Below are 14,032 nucleotides of genomic sequence, written 5' to 3' on the forward strand. Positions count from 1 at the left end.
AACAAGTGGACTGGCGTCACCGAGCAGCGTGTCTGACCGAGGACCCGGAGCTCTTCTTCCCGATAGGGAACACGGGCCCGGCCGTCGTCCAGATCGACGCGGCGAAGGCCGTCTGCACATCGTGCTCGGTGATGGACACCTGCCTGAAGTGGGCGATGGAGAACAACCAGGACTCCGGCGTCTGGGGCGGCCTCTCCGAGGACGAGCGCCGCGCACTCAAGCGCCGCACCGCCCGCGCCCGCCGCGCCGGCTGACCCACCCCCCGCGTCGGCAGTCCCGTCCGCATCCGGTAGTCACGACCCGCGCCGCACCGCCCGCCCGCCCGCCTCGACACCGTCAGGCGGGAGCCGTCTCGGCCCGCGCGTCCCACGCCGTCCGGCACGGGCCACGGACCCGCTCAGCGCAGCGGCCGGCCCAGCCGGTCCGTCCGGGCGGAGCCCAGTGACCGCGGGCGTCCCACCCGGACCCGGAGATGGACCTCGGTCCCGCCGTCGGTGCCGCCCCGCCACTCGATGGCGCCGCCGAGCTCCCCGGCCACGAGGGTCTTGACGATCTGTGTGCCCAGACCGGTGAGGACCTTGCCCTCGGCCAGCCCGACGCCGTCGTCCGTCACGTAGATCTCGAGAGACTCCTCGTGGTGCTCCACCCGCACCACGACGCTCCCGGGCCGGCCGGACAGCCCGTGCTCGACCGCGTTGGTGATGAGCTCGGTGAGCACCACGGCCAGTGCCGTGGCCACGTCCGCCGGTACGAGGCCGAACTGCCCGTCCATCCGCGTGGTGACGTGCGCGTCAGGCACCGCGACGTCGGCGGCCAGGGCGAACACGCGGCCGAAGACCTCGTCGAAGTCGACCACCTCGTCGAGCCCCTGGGCGAGCGTGTCGTGCACGAGCGCGATCGTCGTCACGCGCCGCTCGGCCTGCCCGAGCGCCTGGCGGGTCTCCTCGTTGCCACTGCGCCGGGCCTGGAGGCGAAGCAGCGCGGAGACGGTCTGCAGGTTGTTCTTCACCCGGTGGTGGATCTCCCGGATGGTCGCGTCCTTCGTCAGCAGCTGCTGCTCCCGGCGGCGCATCTCCGAGACGTCGCGGCACAGCAGGAGCGCGCCGCGCCTCTCGCCGCGGTCGGTCAGGGGGATCGCACGCAGCGAGAGGATGACGCGACCCGCCTCCACCTCGGTGCGCCAGGCGGCCCGCCCCATGACGACGACGGCGAGCGTCTCCTCGATCGCGCCGGCCTCCTCGAGATGGTCGGTGAGCACCTCGGCGAGGACCTCCCCGTTGAGGTCACCGATAAGCCCGAGCCGGTGGAGGTTGCTCAGCCCGTTGGGGCTGGCGAACGTCACCCGCCCCTCGACGTCGAGTCGGATGACGCCGTCACCCACGCGCGGCGTCCCGTGCCGGTCGCCGGTGGGTGCGCCGGTCTGCGGAAACTCGCCCCGCGAGACCATCGCCGCGAGCGCGTCGCCGAGCTCCATGTAGGCGACCTCGATGCGCGAACGCATCATCGCGGGCGAGACCACCTGCTCCCGGCCGAGCACGGCGACGTTCTTCCCCTCGTGCAGCACGGGCTGGAGCACGGTGCGCACCTGGTGGCCGTCGTCGCGGACGACCTCGCGGGTGTGCGTGCCGCCGTCGGCCATCGCGTGACCGATGAGGTCCGCCAGCTGCCGGTCGGGCCTGGACCGGACGGCGTCGTCGTAGTGCACCGTCGCCCCGGTCTGCGGACGGCAGTGGGCCGCCACCGCGAAGCCCCCCTCGCCGTCGGGCACCCACAGCAGGAGGTCCGCGAACATGAGGTCGGCGATGACCTGCCAGTCCCCCACGAGCTGGTGCAACCACTCCACGTCCCCCGAGGAGCCCGGGTATGAGTCGGTGAGGATGTTGGACAGCGTCGGCACACGCACAGCGTACGGGGCGCGGCAGGCGCACCGGACCGGGTATCCGCCGCCCGGAAGCCACGCGCCCGACCGCGAACCGCGCCGCGAACCCGCTGCGCCTACGCTGGCACCAGACCCTGCAAGAGATGGAGCACGCATGCGCTTCGACCACACCGTCGAGTTCCCGGCCTCCCCCACGGAGGTCGCCCGGATGCTCGCCGACCGCGACTTCACCGACCGCCGCGTGCGGGCGGCAGGAGCCACCCGCCACACTGCGTCGATCACGGAGTCCGACGACGGCTCGTTCCTGCTCGACGTCGAGGCCACGATCCCGACGACGATCATCCCGGCGACCTACCGCGGTCTCGTCGGCGACAGCTTCGTCGTCCGCATCGAGGAGCAGTGGTCGGCGCCCGGCGCGGACGGCGGCCGGACGGCGGAGTTCGGACTCAACGTCTCCGGCGTGCCCGCGCGCGTCAACGGCACACAGGCGCTGCGTCCGATCGCCGGCGGTGCGACCGCGCTCGACTACCGGGGGGACGTCACCTGCTCGATCCCGCTGCTCGGCCGCAAGATCGAGTCGGCCGTGGTCGGGGCGGTCGACACGGTCCTCGAGGCCGAGCGGCGGGTCGGGCTCGCCTACCTCGCCGAGCAGGAGGGCGGCCAGGGCGGCCTGGGCGCCGACGACCAGGCCTGAGGCGGCTCGCGGCCCCGCCGGGCACGACCCGGCCGGACGCTCCCGCGCTCGTCGGGGCCGCCCGCGGACCGGGCGCCGCCGACGCGGCCCTACGCCTCGGCGGGCAGGTGGCCGAGGCGGTGGCGGGTGGTCGAGACCGCCTGCTCGCGCAGCATCCCGAGCAGCTCGCGACGCCCGGTCGCCAGCACGGGTGCCACGGACACGTGGTACCGGACGTCGGCGAGCAGGTCCCCGAGCTCGGCCCGCTCCGAGCCCAGCACGCGCACGCGCCCGCGCCCGCCGGCCAGTCGCGCGGCGAGGTCCTGCGCCGTCTCGACGGCGGAGACGTGCTCGGTGAGCCGGCGCAGCGCCCGTCGGGCGGGCTCGCCCTCGGTGGCCCAGCCCTTGAGCCGGGCGGACAGGTCCGGGTGCAGCGAGACCCGCACGAGCGTCCCCGTCAGCTCGCCGGCCAGCAGGAGGCGCACGAGGTCGACCGTCCGCGCGTCCGGCCCGGCCCGCACCTGGAGCACGGGCAGCGGACGGTAGCGCAGGACGTTGGACTCGGCCGCCAGCCCGGTCGGGTCGTGAGCGAGGCCGAGGTCGTTCGCCCAGGCGTGCGCGTCCGAGCCGACGGCGGCGCGCAGCCACCGGCGCTCGGGCTGGACGGGGACGATGCCGGTGAGGTCGGCGAGCGCCGCGCGCACGCGGGGCTCGGGCTCAGCCAGGCGCGAGGGCAGGCCGTCCTCGACCCAGCTGCCGAGCTGGGTGACGTAGTTGGGTCCGCCGGCCTTCGCGCCCGGGCCCACGTTGGAGTCCTTCCAGCCGCCGAAGGGCTGCCGGCGCACGATCGCGCCCGTGCTGTGCCGGTTGACGTAGAGGTTCCCGGCATCGATCCCCTCCGCCCACCGCTCGATCTCCTCGCCGTCGAGGGAGTGCAGTCCGGAGGTGAGGCCGAAGTCGGTGGCGTTGACGACCTCGATCGCCTCGTCGAGCGTCTCGGTGCGCACGAGCGCGAGGACGGGGCCGAAGAACTCGGTGAGGTGCGCGCGGGAGCCCGGCTGGACGCCGTCGAGGACGCCGGGTGACCAGAGCCGCCCCTCGCCGTCGAGGCGCCGTGGTCGCACGAGCCAGGTCTGGCCCTCGTCGAGCTCGGTGAGCGCGTGCAGGAGGCGTCCGGCGGCGGGCTCTGTGAGGGGCCCGGTCGTCACGCCCAGGTCGTCCGGAGTGCCGACCCGCAGCGACCCCACGGCATCGACGAGCTGGCGCCGGAACCGTTCGCTGGTCCCGGCCTGTCCGACGAGCACCGCGACGGAGGCTGCCGAGCACTTCTGGCCGGTGTGGCCGAACGCCGAGCGCACGAGGTCGGCGACGGCGAGGTCGTAGTCGGCGGAGGCCGTGACCACCATGGCGTTCTTCCCAGAGGTCTCCGCGAGCACGCCGTGCCCGCCCGCGCGGTCGGTCCGCCAGCCGGCGAACAGCCGCGCGGTGTCGGTACCGCCGGTGAGGATCACCCGGTCGACGTCCTCGTGGGTGACGAGCCGCCGGCCCACCTCGTTCTCCCGCGCCCGCAGCACCTGCAGGACGTCGGGGTCCAGGCCGGCGTCGGCGAGCGCGGTGCGCAGCGTCTCGACGACGATCTCGGCGAGGACCGGGGTCTGGGGCGCGGGCTTGACGATGACGGCCGACCCCGCGGCGAGCGCGGCGGTCATTCCTCCGGTGGGGATGGCCACGGGGAAGTTCCACGGCGGCGTGACGACGACGAGCCGGTCGGGCACGAACCGGGCGCCGTCGGTGTCGAGGTGGTCGGCGAACAGCCCGAGGTCCTCGGCACGGTCGGCGTAGTAGCGGACGAAGTCGACCGCCTCGGAGATCTCCGGGTCGGACTCGTCGATCACCTTGCCCGCCTCGGCGGCCGCCTGCCCGACGAGCTCCCCACGCCTGGCCTCCAGCGCGTCGGCCGCGCCGCGCAGCACGGCGGCCCGCTCCCCCGGCTCGAGCGCCGCCCACGAGGCGCGCGCGTCGAGGCCGCGGGCGACGGCGTCGTCGATCGCCCCGGTGGTCGACGGGACCGGGGAGGTGGGCTCGCGCCGGGGGGCGGCGACGTGCTCGGCCGCCCACACCCGCGAGGCGGCGAGCGCCGGGTCGGTGTCGACGGCCTGGACGAACCGCTGCGCGGAGCGGACGGGGGTACCGGTGCGGCGCGGTGGCGGTGCGGGCGCGGCCGCCGCCAGGGCGGCGGCCCGGTAGTCGTCCTCCTGGCCGTCGAGCGCGCCGGGGTCGCCGGTGGCGAACGCGTGGACGAAGTTCTCCGGGGCGGCGGACTCCTCGAGGCGGCGCACGAGGTAGGCGATGGCGGAGTCCATGTCCTTCGGCGCGACGACCGGCGTGTACAGGACGATCCGTCCGGCGTCCGCGGCGACGGCGCGGGCCTGCGCCGGCGCCATGCCCTGGAGCATCTCGACGTCGATCATCCCGGTGACGCCCCGCTCCCCGGCGAGCAGGTGGGCGTGGGCGACGTGGAAGAGGTTGTGCGAGGCCACGCCGATCCGCACGGCACCGACGTTCTCCGGGCGCAGGGCGCGCTCGAGCAGGCGCAGGTAGGCGGCGTCGGTCTCGGCCTTGGTGGTGAACGGCGCCTGGGGCCAGCCGCGCACCTCGGCCTGGACGCGCTCCATCGACAGGTTCGCGCCCTTGACCAGGCGGATGCCGACCGGCGCGCCCCCGGCGTCGCGGCGGCCGCGGGCAAAGGCGAGGAGCCGGTCGAGCGCGGGCGAGGAGTCGGGCAGGTAGGACTGCAGGACGATCCCGGCGGACAGGCCGGTGAACTCCTCCTCGGCGAGGATCGCGGTGAACGCCTCCACGGTGACGTCGAGGTCCCGGTACTCCTCCATGTCGAGGTTGACGAACACGTGCGGGTCCCGGGCCAGCGCGGCGCGGTAGACGGGGCGCAGCCGCTCGCCGACGCGCTGGACCGTGCCCTCGGTGTCCCAGGTGGAGATCTGCGGGACGAGCGTGGAGACCTTGACCGAGACGTGCTCGACGTCCGGGCGCGAGACGAGCTCGAGGGTGCGCCGCGCGCGGTCCGACGCCTCCTCCTCGCCGAGGACCGCCTCACCGAGCAGGTTGAGGTTGAGGCGCTCCCCGTCGCCCGCCGCGCGAGCCAGGCGCTCGGTCAGCGCCTGGTCGGTGTCGTCGACGACGAGATGGCCGACCATCTGGCGCAGGCGCCGCCGGGCGAGCGGGACGACGACGCCGGGCGCGAGCCGGCCGACGAGGGCCCCGGCACGCAGGAGCGTCCGGTCCAACCCCGACAGGAAGGCGGCGTCCGCCCCGGAGCCGATGCGGGCGAGCTCGCGCGCGGCCACGGTGACGTCCTCGGGCCGGGCGACCCGGTCGACGAAGCGCACCGCGAGGTCGAGCCCTCCCGGGTCGGCGAGCAGGTCGGCCAGGCGACGTGTGGCGGCCCGCTCCTCGGGACGCTCCCCCTCGGCGCTCGCCTCGGCCCAGGTGCGGGCGAGCTCGACCGCGTCGTCGACCGGGGCTGCCTCTGTCATTGTCCGAGCATCCACCGGTGGGGGAAGGCGAGCTCTGCTGCGGCGGCGGGACCCCACGAGCCGGGCGCGTAGGGCTGCGGATCGGGGCGCTCGTCGCCCTGCAGCGGGGCGAAGGCCTCGAACGCGGCGCGCAGGCCGTCCGCGGTGGTGAACAGGGAGCGGTCGCCGGTGAGCACGTCGTGGATCAGCGACGCGTAGGGGCTCAGCGCCTCGCTCAGCGGGACGTCGTTGAGGTCTAGACGGGCGCGGCCGGAGGAGAAGGTGAACTCCGGTCCGGGCTTCTTCACCGCGATGTTGAGCGAGACCGCGCCGGCGCCGGCGAAGTTGACCTCGATCGTGTTGGGCTCGAGGTCCTCGTCGAACAGCGGGCCGTCCGGGCGGCGCAGCACGAGGGTCATGCGCTGGGCCTTGAGGGCCATCCGCTTGCCGGTGCGCAGGAGGAACGGGACCCCTCGCCACCGGTCGGTGTCCACCCAGACGCGGGCCGCGACGAACGTGTCCTGCGTGGAGTCGTCGGGCACCCCCTCGAGGTCGCGGTAGCCCTCGAACTGCCCGAGGACGACCTCCGCCGGGTCGAGCCGCAGCGCGCGCAGGGCCCGCTCCCGCTCGGCGAGGATCTGCTCCGGGTTGCGGATGTCGAACGGCGGGTCCATCGCGACCTGGCCGAGGACCTGGAACAGGTGGGTGACGAGCATGTCGAGCGCGGCGCCGGTCTGCTCGTAGAAGTCCGTGCGGTCCGCGACGTCGAGGTCCTCCGGGACGTCGATCTGCACCTGCGAGACCGAGTGCCGGGACCACTCCGACCCGAACAGGTGGTTGGCGAATCGCAGGACGTAGATCGTCTGGACGCCCTCCTTGCCGAGGAAGTGGTCGATCCGGAAGATCTGCTCCTCCGCCAGGACCTCCTTGACGTCCCGGTCGAGCTGCTCGAAGCTCTTCAGGTCGGTCCCGTAGGGCTTCTCGAAGACCACCCTGGTGGACTCGGTGACGAGGTCGTGGACCTTCAGGCCCTCCGTGACCGAACGGAACCCGCTGGGCGGGACCGCGAGGAAGTGGATGACGAGAGGCTCCTGGCCCGCCGTGGACCACATGTCGCGGTAGAGGCGGTCGAGCATCTCCGGCAGCTCGGACTCGTCCCGCGGGCCGAAGCGGCCCGAGGCGTAGTACATGTGCGTGAGGATCTCTTCGGCGTCCTCCGGCAGTCCGCCGCTGCTCTCCGCGAGGCTCTCCCGCACCCGGCCCCGGAACTCGTCGTCGGTCAGCGGTTCGCGCGCCGAGGCGACCATCGCCCAGCTCTCCGGCATGAGTCCACGCGTGCGGATCTCGGCGATCGCGGGAATCACCATGCGGTGGGCCAGGTCCCCGGACGCGCCGTACAGCACGATGATGACGGCCTTGGGGGTGGAGATGTCTGCGGCACTGGCGCGGCTTACGTTCACGTCACCAACCTAGAGCACGCGTACGTGCCGCGCGCCGAGCCCCGGCCGCGCACGGCGGGCCCACGAAGCACAGCGCGCCGAGCCCCGGCCGCGCACGGCGGGCCCACGCGTGCCACGATCGTCGTCATGACCGATCCCCTCCCCGCCACGGCACAGCCCGACGACGACCCGGACCTCACGGTCACGCGCACCGGGGTGCGCACGGCGACCGGCACGAACGCCCGGGGCGCGAGCGTGCGGATCGGCGGCGACGGCGCGCCCGGGGCCTTCACGCCCGGCGAGCTGCTGCAGATCGCCCTCGCGGCGTGCGAGGCGCTGTCCGCCGACCACCGGATCGCCCACGCTCTCGGCGACGACGCGGAGGTCGTCACGCGCGTCCGCCGCGAGAAGGACTCGGCGGAGAACCGGTACACCGACCTGCACGTCGACCTCGCGCTCGGGGTGGGCGGGCTCGAGGAAGGTGCGCGCGACCGGCTCCTCGAGCGGATCGACAAGGCGATCGAGCGGCAGTGCACCGTCGGTCGCACGCTGCGCGCCGGCGCCCGCACGACCCTGACGGTGACCGACAGCGCAGCAGGGGCCCCGGCGCCGTGAGCGCGGACGTCGAGAACGCCGACGACGAGATCCCCGACGACGTGAGCGCGGACGTCGAGAACGCCGACGACGAGATCCCCGACGACGTGAGCGCGGACGTCGAGAACGCCGACGACGTGAGCGCGGACGTCGAGACCCCGGACGACGACGTCGTCACGCCGGGACGCTTCCGGCGCATGGTCGACGCCGCGATCCGGGTCGAGGGGCGCCGCGCCCGGACCAAGGTGCGCAAGACGCGCGAGCGCATGTGGCGGCCGAGTCCCGAGCGGCTGCTGCGTCATCTCGAGCGCGACTACGTCCGGTCGGTCTCGCGCCTGGGCGGTGCGGTCGGCGCGACGGCCGCGTTCCCCGTCCTCGGCACGGCCGTCGCCGTGGGAATGACGAGCGCCCAGATGGCCGCGTTCGTCGACGCCTCGGCGCGCTACGTGCTCGCCGTCGCCGAGGTGCACGGTGTCCACGTCGACGACCTGGAGAAGCGCCGCTCCCTGCTGCTCTCCGCCCTGCTCGGCGAGGAGGGGGCCCGGGTCGTGTCCGGTGAGCTCGGGCTCAGCGGGCTCGGCTGGGCGCGCACGGCACTCGGCCAGCTCTCGTCCGGCAGCGTGCGGTCCCTCAACCGCGCGCTCACGGCGCAGCTCGCCCGGGCCGGCGCGAATCGTGGCCTCCGGCTCGCCCTCGGCCGCCTCGCCCCGTTCGGCGTCGGCATGGTGCTGGGCTACCGGGGCGCCCGCGCGCTCGGGCGCGACGTCGTCGAAGGCACCCGCACCGCGTTCGGACCGCCGCCGGAGCTGTTCGCCGATCAGGAGTAACGCCGGCCGACAGCACCCCCACCGGGCCCGGCCGAGCCGCGCCGAGCCGCGCCGCCTGCTCCGCCTACTCCTCGCCGAGAGCGCGGTCTGCCACTGAGGGCGCGATCGACGCACCGAGTGGACGGCCGCCGGACCTCCACTCGGTAGGTCAACCGCGCGCTCGGCCGCACACCGCGCCCTCAGCAGGTCGACCGCGCGCTCGGCGACCAACCGCGCCCTGGGAAACACACCGCGTCCTCGACGACGATCCGCGCCCTGGGAAACACACCGCGTCCTCGACGACGATCCGCGCCCTGGGAAACACACCGCGTCCTCGACGACGATCCGCGCCCTGGGAAACACACCGCGTCCTCGACGACGATCCGCGCCCTCGACGAACGGTGCCACAGCCAGGCCGTCAGCCTTGAGCGAACATGGCTCAACTTTACTGACCTGGACCGCTCAGGGCGGCAACAATGGAGTCATGACGCCGGGCGACCCACCCGGCCCCGACCAAGGAGGGACACCACTCATGGCCACCTACCGCACCGCAGACCCGTTCCGCGAGCTCGAGCGCATGCTCAACCCGATGCGCCAGTCGCCCAGCTCGCCCGGGATGCCGCTGGACCTGTACCGCACGGGCGACTCCTACGTCGCCACGATCGACCTGCCCGGCGTGGACCCGGCATCGATCGACGTCGACGTCGAGGACCGCACCCTCACCGTCCGCGCCGAGCGCACCGCGGGTGCCCCCGAGGACGCCGAGTGGCTGACCCACGAGCGCCCGTCGGGCACGTTCGCCCGCCAGCTCACGCTCGGCTACGGCGTGGCCCTCGACCGCATCGAGGCCACCTACACCGACGGCGTGCTCTCGCTGACGATCCCCGTCGCCGAGGAGAACCGGGCCCGCAAGATCACCGTCACGCACGGCGCCGGTGCCACCCCGATCGACGCCACGTCGTCCGAGGCGGCCGCCGCCCGGGCCTGACGCCCACTCACGGGCCTGACCCACGCCCGGGCCTGACGCCCACACCTGGGCCCGACCCGGACCCCGGGGACGGCCCGGCTCCACGACGACGGCCGGATGCACACGCCTCCGGCCGTCGTCGTGCGTGGACCTCCCCGCGAGGCCCGGCCAGGGCACGCGCCCCGGCAGGCACGACGCGGTCGCGCACGCCACCGTGGGCCGGCGTCGTCGGGCGCCTACGATGCACTGGTGACCACCACAGCCCCCTCGACCGTCAGCACCGCCTACGAGGACCTGCTCCGCCTGGTCATGGAGACCGGCACGCGCAAGTCGGACCGCACGGGCACGGGGACGCGCTCGATCTTCGGACACCAGCTGCGCTTCGACCTGTCCCGGGGGTTCCCGCTCATCACGACCAAGAAGGTGCACCTGAGGTCGATCGTCGGCGAGCTGCTCTGGTTCCTCGCGGGCGACTCCAACGTGCGGTGGCTGCAGGACAACGGCATCCGCATCTGGAACGAGTGGGCCGGCGAGGACGGCGACCTCGGTCCCGTCTACGGCGTGCAGTGGCGCTCCTGGCCCACACCCGACGGCAGCCACGTCGACCAGATCTCCGCCGTGCTCGAGCAGCTACGCACGAACCCCGACTCGCGCCGGATGGTGGTCTCGGCCTGGAACGTGGCCGAGCTCGACAAGATGGCGCTGATGCCGTGCCACGTGATGTTCCAGTTCTACGTGGCCGACGGGAAGCTGTCCTGCCAGCTCTACCAGCGCAGCGCCGACCTCTTCCTCGGCGTCCCGTTCAACATCGCCTCCTACGCGCTGCTCACCCACATGGTCGCCGCGCAGGTCGGCCTCGAGGTCGGCGACTTCATCTGGACCGGCGGCGACTGCCACGTCTACGACAACCACGTCGAGCAGGTCACCGAGCAGCTGACGCGGGAACCCCACCCCTTCCCCACCCTGCGGCTCGCCCCGCGCGGGTCGATCTTCGAGCACGAGATCGGCGACGTCACGGTCGAGGGCTACGAGCACCACCCGGCCATCAAGGCGCCGGTCGCCGTCTGAGCATGTCTCTCGGCGAGCACGCCGCGACAGGCGACGGGCGGTCCGCCCCGGGGCTCGGCGCGATCTGGGCCCAGTCCCTCGACGGCGTCATCGGCGACGGCACCTCGATGCCCTGGCACGTGCCCGAGGATCTCGCCCACTTCCGCGCCACCACGCGCGGGCACGCGGTCGTCATGGGCCGGCGCACGTGGGACTCACTCCCGGAGCGGTTCCGCCCGCTGCCGGGCCGGCTCAACGTCGTCCTCACCTCGGGTGACCCGGCGCGCTTCCCCGGCGCGACGACGACGTCGGACCTCGCCGAGGCGCTCCGCCTCGCCGGGGAGGACGGCTGGGTCATGGGCGGGGGCCAGGTGTACGCCGCCGCGCTGCCACACGTGAGCCGCCTGGTCGTCACGGAGATCGACGTGCGGCTCGGCGACGACCCGACGCTCGTGCGAGCGCCGACCCTGGACCCCGGTGAGTGGACCGAGGTGCGCCGTGAGCCGGCCGAGGGCTGGCACGTGTCGTCGTCGGGCGCGCGATACCGGTTCCGCGAGCTGCACCGGCGGTAGGCAGAGCGCGCCCCTGGTGCATAGTTTCGTGCGATGGCAGATGCCCTCCGTCCGAGCACCCTCCTCGACCAGCTCCGCGCCGGCGACCGGTCGAGGCTTCAGGCCGTCCGCCGTCGGCCCCGCCCCGACGCACCTGCCACCGGGCGCCCCGAGCATCGCCGCCCACCCCGGCAGGAGGCCCGCACCTTCCGGCTCTTGCTGCACCTCGACCAGTCCGACCCACCGATCTGGCGCCTGGTCGACGTCCGGTCCGACCTCACCCTCGATGCGGCGCACCGCGTGATCCAGGCGGCGTTCGGCTGGGAGGACCGTCATCTCCACCGGTTCTCCCTCGGCGGCTACCCGTTCGACCTCGACAGCCAGCTGTTCCTGTGCCCGTTCGACCTCGAGGAGAAGGAGCCCGACGACGACGGGAGCCCGGCGGCCGACGTCCGGCTCGACGAGACGCTGCAGGAGCCGGCCGACGTGCTGCGCTACGTCTACGACTACGGCGACTCGTGGGAGGTAACCGTCGTGCTGTCGGCGGTCCTCGACGTCGAGCCCGGGTCGCCGGTCGCCCGGTTCGTCGACGGCGAACGGGCTGCGCCGCCCGAAGACTCCGGTGGGGCCGTGGACCGCGCGGCGCTCGCGCTGGTCCTCGACGACCCGGATCACCTGGACGTCGCGGCCGTCGACGCGTCGTTCGCCTCCCCGCCGCTCCGGCTCACGGGCCTCCGGGCGGACCCGCGCCTGGTCGACCTGCTGGTGGCGACGGAGTCGTTCCCGCCGACCCGCGGGCTGGCCGGCGCCGTCGCCGACGCGCTGGAGTCACCGAGCGCACTCACCGACGCTCAGCTCGCCGACGCCCTGACCCCCCATCGCTGGTTCCTCGACCGCGCGGCCGACGAGCCGATCCGGCTGACGTCGGCCGGTTACCTGCGGCCGGGCGACGTCATGGCGGTGGCCCCTCTGGTCCCGACACTGTGGGAGTGGATCGGTGCGAACAACCGCGAGTCCCACGCGATCCCGCTGCTCGAGCTGCGCCGGACCCTGCGCACCCACGGCCTCCTGCGCACCGTCAATGGAGAGCTGCACCTGACGAATGCAGGCCGCGCGGCACAGAACGACCCGCGCCTCCTGTGGGAGCACCTCGCGACGCGTCTGGTCCCTGCCGGGACCGGGTTCGACGCGACGGCCACGCTCCTGCTGCTCGCACACGCCGCGGCCACGCCCGACCGACCCCCCGCCTACGACGTCGTGGGGTCCCTCCTCGGCGACCTCGGCTGGGTCCACGACGACGGCACCGCGACGGACGGTTACGACGTGCGCTGGCTGCCCGCATCGACGGTCCTGCGCAACATGGTCCTCGGGGGCCGTCCGCAGGAGCATCGCAGCCTCCTCGGCGACCGGCCCGTCGGTGCGGCCGCCGGCGCCCTGGCGCGGGACACGCTGCTGGGCACGAGCCGAAGCGTGGGCGCGGCCACACACCGCTGACCTGCTCGTACACTCGAGAATCCGCGCCACAGAGCGCGGATTCTCCGTCCAACGATGCCCAGGAGTCACCATGAGCACCGCTCGAGTCCGCACCATCGGCCTGCACATCGCCGACGTCCTCGGCCGCTACGTCGAGGCGATCCCCGACGGGCAGGGCCTCACGCTGCTCGACGAGATCAAGCTGACGGTGGCCGGCACCGCCGCCGCCCCTGCTGTCAACCTCGCCCGCCTCGGGGTACCGATCGCGACCACCGGGGTCGTCGGCGAGGACGCCCTCGGCCAGTTCGTCCGCGATCAGATGACCCACGAGGGTGTCGATGTGAGCGGCCTGCGCGCCTCGGGCGACGCCCCGACGTCCGCCTCGATGCTCAACATCCGTCGCGACGGCTCGCGCCCGGCCCTGCACGTGGTGGGCGCCAACGGTCACATCACCCCAGACGACCTCGGCGAGGAGATCCTCGAGGGGATCGAGCACGTCCACCTCGGCGGCGTCGGGCTCATGCCCGGGATCGACGGCGACGCGTCGGTCGAGTTCCTCCGCCGCGTGAAGGACCGCGGGATCACCGTCACCGTGGACCTCCTGCCGACCGACGGCGGCGAGTCCGACCATGCAGCCCTCGACCCGATCCTGCCGCTGATCGACTACATCCTGCCGTCGGACGACGACTCCCTGCTGCTGACCGGCGCCGACACATACGCCGACGCCGCCCGCTGGTTCCTCGACCGCGGCGTGGGCACAGCGATCATCACCCTCGGCGCCGAGGGCGTCTCGATCAGCACCAAGGACAGCATCGACGTGCGCTACCCGACGACGACCGTCGACGTCGTCGACACCACCGGATGCGGGGACGCCTTCGCCGCCGGATTCATCCGGGGGCTGCTCGACGGGGAGCCCGTCGCTGAGGCCGCTCGCCTGGGCATGGCGTGCGGGTCGCTCGTGGCCACCGGGCTCGGTTCCGATGCCGGCCTGGAGTCCTACGAGCAGGCGAACGCGTTCCGGAAGCAGATCCCGGCGGCGTGATCGTGCCACTTTCGGCGCGGGTGGAGTC

At 73.7% G+C, this 14,032-nt stretch carries 12 protein-coding genes; 9 read left to right on the forward strand and 3 right to left on the reverse strand.

Annotated features, from left to right (window positions below):
* Positions 1-5 precede the first annotated feature (5 nt).
* Positions 6-254, forward strand: a complete 249-nt coding sequence (locus AC24HA_RS14235) for a WhiB family transcriptional regulator (protein ID WP_425710062.1) — start codon at positions 6-8, stop codon at positions 252-254.
* Positions 255-397: 143 nt separating this feature from the next.
* Here AC24HA_RS14235 and AC24HA_RS14240 read toward each other — a convergent pair whose 3' ends face one another.
* A complete protein-coding gene (locus AC24HA_RS14240) occupies positions 398-1,897 on the reverse strand; it encodes a sensor histidine kinase (RefSeq protein WP_425710061.1) in 1,500 nt (499 codons plus the stop codon).
* 136 nt (positions 1,898-2,033) lie between these two features.
* Here AC24HA_RS14240 and AC24HA_RS14245 point away from each other — a divergent pair, with 136 nt between their 5' ends.
* The gene (locus AC24HA_RS14245; protein WP_425710060.1) at positions 2,034-2,573 is read left to right on the forward strand and encodes a DUF2505 domain-containing protein; all 540 of its coding nucleotides are present in this window, start codon (positions 2,034-2,036) and stop codon (positions 2,571-2,573) included.
* Positions 2,574-2,662: 89 nt separating this feature from the next.
* On the opposite strand, the gene AC24HA_RS14250 is transcribed toward AC24HA_RS14245, so the two are convergent.
* On the reverse strand, positions 2,663-6,106 hold the full coding sequence (locus AC24HA_RS14250; RefSeq protein WP_425710059.1) for a proline dehydrogenase family protein: 3,444 nt from the start codon (positions 6,104-6,106) through the stop codon (positions 2,663-2,665).
* Positions 6,103-7,545 (reverse strand): glucose-6-phosphate dehydrogenase, encoded by a 1,443-nt coding sequence (locus AC24HA_RS14255; RefSeq protein WP_425710058.1) that lies wholly within the window; start codon positions 7,543-7,545, stop codon positions 6,103-6,105. The genes AC24HA_RS14250 and AC24HA_RS14255 overlap by 4 nt, the downstream gene beginning before the upstream one ends.
* Positions 7,546-7,671: 126 nt before the next feature.
* On the opposite strand from AC24HA_RS14255, the gene AC24HA_RS14260 reads away from it, so the two are divergent.
* The 7 genes from AC24HA_RS14260 (at position 7,672) to AC24HA_RS14290 (ending at position 14,004) form a co-directional block, all read left to right on the forward strand.
* Entirely contained in the window at positions 7,672-8,139 is a 468-nt protein-coding gene (locus AC24HA_RS14260; RefSeq protein WP_425710057.1) for an OsmC family protein, read from the forward strand.
* A complete protein-coding gene (locus AC24HA_RS14265; RefSeq protein WP_425710056.1) occupies positions 8,136-8,945 on the forward strand; it encodes a hypothetical protein in 810 nt (269 codons plus the stop codon). Before AC24HA_RS14260 ends, AC24HA_RS14265 begins: the two co-directional genes overlap by 4 nt.
* Positions 8,946-9,456: 511 nt before the next feature.
* Positions 9,457-9,912, forward strand: a complete 456-nt coding sequence (locus AC24HA_RS14270; protein ID WP_425710055.1) for an Hsp20/alpha crystallin family protein — start codon at positions 9,457-9,459, stop codon at positions 9,910-9,912.
* Between the two features lie 288 nt (positions 9,913-10,200).
* A complete protein-coding gene (locus tag AC24HA_RS14275) occupies positions 10,201-10,959 on the forward strand; it encodes a thymidylate synthase (protein WP_425710078.1) in 759 nt (252 codons plus the stop codon).
* 2 nt (positions 10,960-10,961) lie between these two features.
* Positions 10,962-11,510, forward strand: a complete 549-nt coding sequence (locus AC24HA_RS14280; protein WP_425710054.1) for a dihydrofolate reductase — start codon at positions 10,962-10,964, stop codon at positions 11,508-11,510.
* Between the two features lie 33 nt (positions 11,511-11,543).
* On the forward strand, positions 11,544-12,983 hold the full coding sequence (locus AC24HA_RS14285) for a plasmid pRiA4b ORF-3 family protein (protein ID WP_425710053.1): 1,440 nt from the start codon (positions 11,544-11,546) through the stop codon (positions 12,981-12,983).
* 70 nt (positions 12,984-13,053) lie between these two features.
* Complete coding sequence (locus AC24HA_RS14290; protein WP_425710052.1) at positions 13,054-14,004, forward strand: carbohydrate kinase family protein; 951 nt, start codon at positions 13,054-13,056, stop codon at positions 14,002-14,004.
* Positions 14,005-14,032 lie beyond the last annotated feature (28 nt).

This window comes from Georgenia sp. Z1491 (genome assembly GCF_057652395.1).

Bases quoted from the DNA above. Each gene is read 5' to 3' on its own strand.
- AC24HA_RS14245 (WP_425710060.1), top strand. From the start codon at position 2,034: ATGCGCTTCGACCACACCGTCGAGTTCCCGGCCTCCCCCACGGAGGTC.
- AC24HA_RS14250 (WP_425710059.1), bottom strand. From the start codon at position 6,106: ATGACAGAGGCAGCCCCGGTCGACGACGCGGTCGAGCTCGCCCGCACC.
- AC24HA_RS14260 (WP_425710057.1), top strand. From the start codon at position 7,672: ATGACCGATCCCCTCCCCGCCACGGCACAGCCCGACGACGACCCGGAC.
- AC24HA_RS14270 (WP_425710055.1), top strand. From the start codon at position 9,457: ATGGCCACCTACCGCACCGCAGACCCGTTCCGCGAGCTCGAGCGCATG.
- AC24HA_RS14275 (WP_425710078.1), top strand. From the start codon at position 10,201: ATGGAGACCGGCACGCGCAAGTCGGACCGCACGGGCACGGGGACGCGC.
- AC24HA_RS14280 (WP_425710054.1), top strand. From the start codon at position 10,962: ATGTCTCTCGGCGAGCACGCCGCGACAGGCGACGGGCGGTCCGCCCCG.
- AC24HA_RS14285 (WP_425710053.1), top strand. From the start codon at position 11,544: ATGGCAGATGCCCTCCGTCCGAGCACCCTCCTCGACCAGCTCCGCGCC.
- AC24HA_RS14290 (WP_425710052.1), top strand. From the start codon at position 13,054: ATGAGCACCGCTCGAGTCCGCACCATCGGCCTGCACATCGCCGACGTC.